The 1,258-nt window shown below is 63.8% G+C and carries 1 protein-coding gene; it reads right to left on the bottom strand.

The window, feature by feature from the left end; translation table 11 throughout:
* Window positions 1-263, bottom strand: a 263-nt coding sequence (locus ACFV9G_RS29900; protein WP_378733126.1) for a hypothetical protein, incomplete at its 3' end; no start/stop codon positions are given.
* Window positions 264-1,258: the final 995 nt, after the last annotated feature.

The raw sequence follows: 1,258 nt of genomic DNA, 5'->3' as shown, positions 1-1,258 counted from the left end.
ACCTCCGGCCGCGCGGAGGGGGCCTGACCGCTTGAACTGACGGACGGGCTGGGGGGCGGGCCTGCTACCGCCGGAACAGAAGAGGACGCGGCAGGCGCCGGCGCCTGAAGCGGAGCCTGCGAGGCATCCTGCTGTCCGATCAGATAGACCGCGGCAAGAATCCCGGCACCAACCAGGAGCGACGCACCCAGCTTCGGGTTCTTGTACGCCCAGTACACGGCGACGCCCGCGAGGGACATCGCGACGATCGTGAACAGGGTCATCGGCCCGTCACCCCGTACGTGACACCCTGCGCTCGCCTGTCGAACGGAGCCGGAATGAATGTCGCACAAGCTTCGTAATGCGCCATTTGTCGCGTGAGCCCGCTCGACGGCAGGCCGTCGCGGAGCTTAGGCTCGGGAACGTCTTTGATGGTTCTTCTCCTTGTACTTGAGATCCAACTCGGTCGGGCGAGGGCTGTCGGACTACACAGGCGGTCCCCTGTTGGCGCAGGGGACCGCTGTTTTTTTGCCTCCAGGTGTTCGAGGGCTGTCGGACTACACGGCGACCGGAAACCCGTTGGCGCGGTCGGCGTCGAACTCGTCCTCGAAGGGCCTCGTTCGGACTCCGGTGCTGCCGGTCAGGGAGAAGCCTACGCAGCGCGAGCGGAGCCGCCACAATGCCAACGGAATCACGCACACGCATAAAAGCGCCTAAGTGGCCCTGACCTGCTGCTTCATGTCGGATGCTCAGCTCACGAGGTTGGTGACAGGCACTTCATGTAGGGGGGTCATGAGGCCGCCAGCAGATCGAAAGTCCTCACATGAACCCTTCGGTGACGCGCACCACGTGACCGAGGGTCACTGGACGGATACTTCCGCTGACCGGCCCTGTCGACGAACATCGAGCAGTCGAACTTCGGGTCCGTCTCTAGGACGTTGAGCAGGTCGTTCGGCCGGTCTAAGCGCTGGTGAACGGGCCGCGGAGGACACCCTCGAAACTCACCTGGCAGGGGACGCCGCCTGAGATACATCTTCGCCCCTGGAGCGAAACGGCTGCGGTCCGATTTCCGGTACCTCAGGTACTGGACCTGCTTCGCGAAGAACATCTCCGAGTTCTTCTTGCAGCACTAGACCTTGTCCTCGATCTCAGTGCCGAAGTCGGCGCCGGCGAGGAGGACGACGGCAAGCTCTGAGTCGCTACCGACCGGTCGCGGGCGGCCGTCGTTGACATCAGATCCGGGCAGCCAGTTGTGGCCTATTGGAACGTTAGGCCGAGC

The organism is Nocardioides sp. NPDC059952 (assembly GCF_042730435.1).
GTDB lineage: Bacteria > Actinomycetota > Actinomycetes > Propionibacteriales > Nocardioidaceae > Nocardioides.
This window is presented reverse-complemented; position numbering and strand designations above follow the sequence as displayed.